General features: G+C 40.9%; 8 protein-coding genes. 4 read left to right on the forward strand and 4 right to left on the reverse strand.

The features are described 5' to 3' along the window. Positions 1 to 6: 6 nt before the first annotated feature. From AB4154_RS03800 to AB4154_RS03815, 4 genes are all read right to left on the reverse strand, one after another. Positions 7 to 1,500: a sigma-54 dependent transcriptional regulator gene (locus tag AB4154_RS03800; protein WP_108020464.1), complete on the reverse strand. Its 1,494-nt coding sequence runs from the start codon at positions 1,498 to 1,500 to the stop codon at positions 7 to 9. A gap of 815 nt (positions 1,501 to 2,315) precedes the next feature. Beyond that, a complete protein-coding gene (locus tag AB4154_RS03805; protein WP_372122242.1) occupies positions 2,316 to 2,627 on the reverse strand; it encodes a hypothetical protein in 312 nt (103 codons plus the stop codon). Beyond that, positions 2,624 to 3,844, reverse strand: coding sequence for an Arm DNA-binding domain-containing protein (locus tag AB4154_RS03810; protein WP_372122244.1), 1,221 nt, complete (start codon positions 3,842 to 3,844; stop codon positions 2,624 to 2,626). Before AB4154_RS03810 ends, AB4154_RS03805 begins: the two co-directional genes overlap by 4 nt. Then, positions 3,837 to 4,073 (reverse strand): hypothetical protein, encoded by a 237-nt coding sequence (locus AB4154_RS03815; RefSeq protein WP_017070423.1) that lies wholly within the window; start codon positions 4,071 to 4,073, stop codon positions 3,837 to 3,839. The genes AB4154_RS03810 and AB4154_RS03815 overlap by 8 nt, the downstream gene beginning before the upstream one ends. Positions 4,074 to 4,184: 111 nt before the next feature. On the opposite strand from AB4154_RS03815, the gene AB4154_RS03820 reads away from it, so the two are divergent. The 4 genes from AB4154_RS03820 (at position 4,185) to AB4154_RS03835 (ending at position 7,724) form a co-directional block, all read left to right on the forward strand. Beyond that, positions 4,185 to 4,406, forward strand: a complete 222-nt coding sequence (locus AB4154_RS03820) for a helix-turn-helix domain-containing protein (protein ID WP_372122245.1) — start codon at positions 4,185 to 4,187, stop codon at positions 4,404 to 4,406. A gap of 675 nt (positions 4,407 to 5,081) precedes the next feature. Then, positions 5,082 to 6,554 (forward strand): group II intron reverse transcriptase/maturase, encoded by a 1,473-nt coding sequence (ltrA, locus tag AB4154_RS03825; protein WP_372122247.1) that lies wholly within the window; start codon positions 5,082 to 5,084, stop codon positions 6,552 to 6,554. Positions 6,555 to 6,828: 274 nt separating this feature from the next. Further along, positions 6,829 to 7,074 carry a hypothetical protein gene (locus AB4154_RS03830; RefSeq protein ID WP_258185320.1) on the forward strand — a complete coding sequence of 82 codons (246 nt, stop codon included), beginning with the start codon at positions 6,829 to 6,831 and terminating at the stop codon, positions 7,072 to 7,074. A gap of 5 nt (positions 7,075 to 7,079) precedes the next feature. Then, complete coding sequence (locus AB4154_RS03835; protein WP_372122249.1) at positions 7,080 to 7,724, forward strand: hypothetical protein; 645 nt, start codon at positions 7,080 to 7,082, stop codon at positions 7,722 to 7,724. Positions 7,725 to 8,149 lie beyond the last annotated feature (425 nt).

The following is an 8,149-nucleotide window of genomic DNA, read 5'->3' on the forward strand; positions in this document are numbered from 1 at the left end:
CTAACCTTATATTTCTAAACCGACTTTTTTTGCCCAATTCGACAATGTTTGGTGATTGCCTAGACCAAGTAACTCAGCTGCTTCTTTTTTTCTAAACTTAGTCTGAACTAGTGCTTGTTCGATATGCTTTTTCTTCACTTCAGCGAGATGATTGTTTAAATCAAACCCCTCAGCAATATATGAGACATCATCGCTAGTCGTATTGCTGTCTCTCCATATAATGGCCTGCCTTATGTGTTGATCCTCAATAAGGTCAATTTCAGACCATATTGACGCCCTTAACAGGGTGGTTCTCAACTCTCGCACATTTCCTGGCCAGTCATATGTATAAATAAGTTGCTTCGCCCCCTCAGATAAAGTCTTCGGGCTGAATCCAGGTTGCGTTGATGCATCTTGATTGATTTCCTTTAATAAGGCTTCTGACAAAGGCAGAATATCTTCTTTTCGCTCAGAGAGGCGCGGCACCTGCAATACACCTACAGCTAAGCGATAAAACAAATCTTCTCTAAAAAGACCATCGTCGACCATTGCCAACAAGTTTTTATGGGTAGCGGCAATAATTCTGACATTCACTTTGGTCGAAGTATCGTCCCCTACACGTTGTATTTCGCCTTGCTGTATTGCCCTCAATAGCTGAACTTGAGCTGATAAAGAAAGCTCACCAACTTCATCCAGAAACAAAGTGCCACCATCAGCTTCCGCAAAAAATCCTTTTTTGTCGGACACTGCGCCAGTGAATGCACCTTTTTTGTGTCCAAACAACGCTGACTCGATAAGGCTTTCTGGTATAGAACCGCAGTTTACGATTACAAGCTTCTCTTGCGATCTGCTGCTTGCTTGGTGAATCGCATTTGCCAATACTTCTTTACCCGTTCCCGTTGGGCCCTGAATGACAACAGGTACATCTCTGATGGCGACTCGAGCGGCAAGTTGAATCAAGCTATTCATCTCTGAAGAGTGACTCGTAATCCCCGAAAATGAAGCCACTGTATTATCCGACATCAACTTGCTCAGATGACTATCTTGAGTTTGCAAATAGTGCAAAGATAGATCTACAGGTAAGCTTATCTCCTCAACGCCATTTTCTCGTGATGCTTGAATGCATTTGCAACCAAATACACCTTTTGCTAGTAGCATCCAAACCGTTGACATTGCGGGCGTTCCTGAACTCAACCCTATCGTGATCAGGCGCGTCTGCTGAGACAAGTACTCTAGAACCTCTCTTGCTTGTTCATAGATTGAATAATAATCGATAGGCGTTTTAACAGCTCTTTCAACCGTTTCGATAGAGGTATCGTTATAACGTTTTTGAGATGAAAGTGAACTTCTTAGCCACGACATGTAGTTGGAGACTTGAGATGACTTCTCCGTTGTAAGTAACACGACTGAGTCGTAGGCAACATCGGCTTCCAGAAGGCAAGTGAGTATTGCACCTTGCTGCTTATCATCTTTGGCTTTCAAATCGTTGAAGCCAATCCAACTTACGAAAATTCTGTTCATATAATTACATTCTTTAAACAATAACCAATTTATTACATCAATAGACGTGCCAATATCGATAACAAATAAAATCAACAAGTTACAGTATATCGATGAATTATTATGTGATTTAAATTACGAAATGTAATGAATCTTACGCACTTTAATTACTATTTTTCTAGTTGACAGTAACGATAACGCTTCTGGCAAGTAGACCATATAAAAATTTTATTACACGCTTTTGGTATTTGCTGTAACTAGATTGTTTACACATGGTAGGCCTCTCAAACTAAGTCGTTTCGTTGAGAAGCATAATATTTGAAGGGGTTTCGAAATGAGGTTTATTAGCTTGTGAAAAACGTGTCTACTAAAAGGAGGTTCATAAATGTGGCTAAAACCGAAGCCTTAGTTAGCTTTGATTATCGTGGTATTCAATATCCACGTTCATAACTAAACCTTTTACCATCGCATCCCATAACGCAGGAGCATATGTTTTAAGAATAACTACAGCTGAGTTTCGCTGATTACTGGAATCAGAGGCTCTATCAATTTCCAACCATTCTTCAATAGAATATGTCTGCACCTTGATAAAGCCAATCTCCAACGTTGCGTCGAATAGAGTCTTCAGTTCCGATTTTTATATAGATATGTCGACCTTCTCCTGTCGCTATATAATCGATCACTCCAACTTTAAGCATATTAATCCCTTTAAAATCTCATTTATTTTTTAGTGACAACCGAAACGAACATTCGTGCAGAAGTAACAATAATATTTTAGCCCCTAGATTAACGCGAACATCGACGTTCTAGGAGCTATGAGCAATAAAGCTAAGCATTCAATTTACATATCGTTTTATTGACTTATCAATTGATGCTTCAATAACTTCAAGTACCCAATCAGAATCCCGCTTTATAGGCTCATTCAAGCAGTGATGAAGCACCGTTACTACAACTTCCGCCACCTCACTCACAAACTTATGCTCTCTTACATAATGCATTGGGTGTAATGACGTTCTTTCTCTTACCAAACAATAGACTTCTTGATAGCTTTCATCGATATCCTGATGTGACATGGCTTTGAAATGTTGCCCTTGAATCACATCGAAGCACAAACTAGTGCAATGGATTGCCAAAGGAGAATACTTCATTTATCCCCTCCTAACCCACCACTATTAGCTTTTTTCAATAGACGTTCAAATGCACTTCCATCATTCCGCGTTAAATTAGGAACGAAACGGCTGTATGTCTGAAAAAGCATCTTGGTCGTCGTATGCCCCATTTGCCTAGCTATCCACTCAGGGGCTTCACCAGCGGCCAGCATCAGAGTGGCATAAGTATGACGCGTTTCGTACGGACGACGATACTTTAACCCCATCTCTTTTAGCGCAGGCTTCCAAATTCGATCTCGGACATTCCCTTTATCCAAAGGGTTCCCTGAAGCATTAGTAAAAACGAACTCTCCTTTCCCTGTTAACTTGAATTGCTTTTCCAAAGCCTCATAAACATGAGAGTTCATTTGAATATCTCTAGCAGAACCTGTCGTCTTAACTGTATCCATTCGCCCATGCACATAAGTTTCACGAACAGAAATTGTTTTCAAATTAAAATCTACGTATTGCCACTTCAAACCATCAATCTCTGAAGTCCGCATACCAGTGAAGAAGCGTGTGGTGAAATACGTCTTGTAGTCATCCCTAATTTTGTCGAGAAAATGCATTACTTCCTCAAGACTAAACGGCTGAACGTCTCTTTTATCAATTCTCAACGCTTTAATATTTTCAAAAGGAGTTCTAAATTCATAACGATCTGCAGCTTCTGACAGCATCATCCTTAATGGCGTCATCACGTGATTAATAAACTCTGCTGATAGTTTCTTACCCGATTTTGGTTTAGCTAATTCGGCTCTGAACTTCAAAATATCTGGCCTAGAGATCTGATCAATAGAAGTACTTCCAAAGTGTGGAACAAGGTATCTGTAAAGGTATAAACGAATACTCTCCTTATAGCTTTCTTTCCATCGACTCTCGTTTTCTTCATACCACTCAACGGCAAAGTCTTCTAATGAAATAAGAGAAGTACCTTGTGCTTCGTGTATTGCACTTTTATAACTTCCCAACATTTCCTGCTTTACCTTTTCGGCCTTACAGTCCTCCTCAAGAAATCGAACAGCTCTGCTTGAGCTTGGAAAGTAATCTCTATAGACGAAAGACCCCAGTCTTATGTCGGCATCTATCTGATTGAGCAGCTTTTGCAACTTCCTGGTATTTTGAATGGTATTAGGTAAGGCTGTCTGTTCTCTGCATCGGATATCGTTGTACCTAAAATCCAAAAATAGTTTTCCATTTCGTTCTCGTACTTTACCCATAACAGATACGCCCTCCTGCCATTGGAATTATATTTTGATTTCGAGATGCAGATTGATACAAATCCCGCTCAATAGCTTCCCAAATGTAGAGAATTTTGCGACCATTGAAAGGTCGGATGTAATGCTTACCTTCGATGAAAAGAGAGTCTCGCAATGTCGCGTTAATATAGTTGGCGCTAAATTTGATACGACTTGCGAGCTCTTTTGCAGTCAATAATGTTTGGTCCATAATGACCTCCTTATTTGCTAGCCAAGAATAACCTTCGTCCTGACAAGACAAACTATAGAGTCATTAATTCGTCCTATCAAGACGATTTATATACCAAATAATTATATAGAAATGATTAAATATAATATTAAAGAATTACTAGAGATTAAATCGTTACGCGAAAAACGTAAGATTACTTTATCTGAAGTTGCCGAAGCCGTTGGAGTTCAAAGCTCCGCAATGTCAAAGCTTGCTAATAACAAAGGTTATACAACCACAACGACCACTTTGAATGAATTGTGTAAATTCTTCGAATGTAAGATCGAAGAGCTTATAGAGTACATACCAGAATAAGAGCCAGTTAGATACGTATCTAGATCATAGCGATCTCTCAACTATCCCACTTCAATTTCCCCTTCCAGATGATCTATTGTTTGGAACAAGGACTTTATCTTAGGTTAATAAGCCCTCTCCTAATAGTACAGTTACTGCTAGTTTATTGAGCAAAGCAAGTCGCTAGCTTAGTTTTGCCCGTGCGACCTGAAGTCGTATGAAGCGTTGTTCACCACGACAAGAGTGAACCATCTGTATCACCAGATGACCCTAAGATCCTGAATAAAGTAGCGGATCTGACAATGTAACGAAACTTGGCCGTTAGGCTGAGTGGGAACAAAATCGTGAGAGGATGTTCCTCCTGAAACCACAATTCGGGTAAGTGCTAGGGAGTCAATATGATGAACGTATGTGAATCCATTAAAGGTGCGTCATATGATGAAGCAGCGGAAGTGGTTAATACGCTGTGGCCAAAACGGCAACGAGAGTCGGAAAGGAGTTGGGTAAGCCTGTATCGCTCCCTATGGGAAAGCCCTTGTGGCCGATAGTGATGCGGGTAAAGGAGGTCGGAGAAAGCGAAGGCTGCATTGTAACGATGCAGATACAGACTCGTGTCTGGTCACGAAAGTGAGCCCACTTCCGACTGGTCTTTCGTTGCGAGAGAGTTTGAAGAACTTTATTTAAGGAGAAACGCAAATGATGATTTCTAAAGAGATTAGTGCCTCTCCTGACAGTGCTCAATGGCAGTCTATCGACTGGAAATCTATTGAGTCGCATGTATTAAAGCTTCAGATGCGTATCGCAAAGGCAACTAGAGAAGGTAAACACGGTAAAGCGAAAGCCTTGCAGTGGATACTAACTCATTCTCGCTCAGCCAAGCTTCTTGCAGTAAGGCGAGTATCTCAAAATAAAGGTAGTAAAACGTCTGGAATAGATGGTGTCATCTGGAACACAGATGCACGCCGCATAAAAGCAGTTAATCAATTGAGTCGAAAGGCGTACAAAGCCCAACCGCTTAAGCGTATCTACATCCCTAAAAAGAACGGCAAGCTCAGACCATTAGGCATTCCATGCATGATTGACAGAGCGCAACAAGCCCTCCATCTTCTTGCATTAGAGCCTATATCGGAAATGCTTGCTGACCCTAATAGTTATGGATTTAGGCCAAATCGCAGTACTGCCGATGCAGTTGGGCAGTGTTTCAAATGTTTGGCATTAAAGAAATCAGCTAAATGGGTACTTGAAGGGGATATTAAAGCTTGTTTCGACAAGATCGGCCATCAATGGCTTCTTGATAACATCGTTATTGATAAGAGAATGTTGGAACAATGGCTAAAATCTGGCTTTATGGACAAAGGCCTGTTTTATCGCACCGATGAGGGAACACCGCAAGGTGGGATAATATCACCAACCTTGATGCTAATGACTCTTGCTGGACTTGAGCAGCATATTAAGTCTACGGCCCTCAAAAAGGGTAGTAGAGCCAATTTCATTGGATACGCCGACGATTTCGTCGTCACCTGCGCTTCAAAGGAAGTGTTGGAGAACGATATCAAACCGTTGATCGCTGAATTTTTAGCGGAAAGAGGCTTAACATTATCCGAAGAGAAAACGCACATTACACACATCGATAACGGCTTTAACTTTCTAGGGTTCAATCACAGAAAGTACAAAGGGAAATTGCTCATTAAACCGAGTAAATCTAACACATTGCTGTTCTTGAGTAATCTGCGCGAACTCATCAAAAAGCATGCAACAACCTCTGTAAACGATCTTATCAAACTGATAAATCCGAAATTAAGGGGTTGGGCTAATTATTATCGCCATTGCGTGGCTAAACAGGTATTCGGATATGTAGGTCATAAGCTATTTCTTGCATTATGGTACTGGGCAGTGAGGCGTCATCCGACAAAATCCAAAACTTGGGTGGCCCTTAAATACTTCGTCAACCGAAAAGGCCAATGGCATTTTCATGGTTGGCAGAAGATCATGGATATGGATTGCCAGTTCAATCTCTTCCAAATAGCCAAAGTACCGATCGAGAGACATGTAAAAATCCGAAGTGCAGCGACACCATATGACCCTCAACACCAAGAATACTTGGCTAAGAGAAAGTCAAAAAGGCAAGCTCGCAACTCTTGGAAGGAGCCTACTCTCGCTGCTTTATAAGTTGCTGGGTATCAAACGATGCCTTCGTGAAGGCTTGAGCCTAGTGCAGTGAAAGTTGCACGCTGGGTTCTTAGGGGGACGGCACTTGGTAACAAGTGTCGTCTACCCGACCATTGTTTGCTGATTGAGAACTTAATGTAAAACTTTGTTTCTGTTCATTGATCTATTTTTTCTAATCCCGGACTATCTTCCTTAAATAAGTACTAGGTGCTCGAAAACAGCTCACAAATAGAGAGCTAGAATGCAGCTGTACAACGGATTATGAGGTTTGGATATGAATAATTTTGTTTGGAATGATTTTGGTACATTAACTTCCGCTAGAAAGTCTGGCTCTATAGTGCTTATCGAAAATAGTACTGGTGATGTTCGTAAGATGAGTATTAACAAGTATAAAGAGACTGCTATTGAAGTCTTTGAGAAAGCACAAACGCTTATTGGTCAGACGGTATCAATCCGAACGAGCCAAAACACAAGTGATTGGAGTACAAACGAATGGTTTAGCGAGATTGAAGCTCGATGAGCTCTATGGAAATAGAATTGATCGCAGCGATCGTTTTAGGGTCATTAATCGCACCTGCTATTTATGCCTTCAAATCACATAAAAAGGTCTCGAAGAAGTTAGAGGCAGCAGAAAAAGAGGTTCAGCGTTTACGGCTCTTATATCAGAAACAAAATGGAGAGGTTATCCCACTTAAAGAAAATCTCGAAAATAGTGAAAAGAGTATTGATTTACTTGGTCACGTTATCAGGCAAAAAGATCGAGAGTTACTGAAACTTAAAACAAGTGAGCGTAGCAATGCTTCTGTTGCAGTAAAAGTTTCACCTCAACCTAGCGTAAAAAGCAAATCCAAACCAATAGGAAAACCTCAAAGTACTGTTGTTAAACGGATGTTAGAGCGTATGGATGATATTGATAACGGTAAGAGCATCCGACGAAAGGCCAGCTATGTCCCTAGCCCGTTAGAATTTAACGAAGAACCAACGCCTAGAACTGTGCCAACTTACAACAAAAATGTCTGGATAGAAGTAGATGGCAAGCTTGTTCTACGCGACAAGTCAAAAGAGGCAGAGACTCGTAGGAGAGACTCAGTTCGGAGTTCTCAAACTGATTCAAATGAGAAGCCGAAAGAGAGATTAACGTATCACCCGTTTGCGGTGAATAGTGACTAGTTCTAAATTAAAAAAACCATACGTATAGAAACACAAGCGGTACTAATGTAAGACCTGTCACAGCCCTCAGCTGAATCTATGCATTGACTCAAGGTGAATGATACAGCCCTTTAGTTATTTTCAATAGTAGACGTAGTCCGAAGACCATTAGTTGGAAGATTAAAAGTAAGCTGAGATTTAAGTTCTTAGTGGTGAGAGCGTAGCGACAGCCTAAACTTGCCGTGTTAGTTGAACGTGGGCACTGCATGGGCACGAAAGGAACTAATTGTGCCTAACCAGACAAGAGTCTGCTGAAACTAAACTATTGAGGCTGAAACGAAATGAATAACTATGTAAATATGACAGGCACAAAAAAGCCCACGCTAGGTGGGCTTTTTTGCTTGTTCATAAAGAACGAATTTGGTGCCCGCTACTGGACTCGAACC

Source organism: Vibrio sp. 10N.286.51.B11 (genome assembly GCF_041469245.1).
In the GTDB taxonomy this organism is placed as follows: Bacteria; Pseudomonadota; Gammaproteobacteria; order Enterobacterales; family Vibrionaceae; genus Vibrio; species Vibrio crassostreae_C.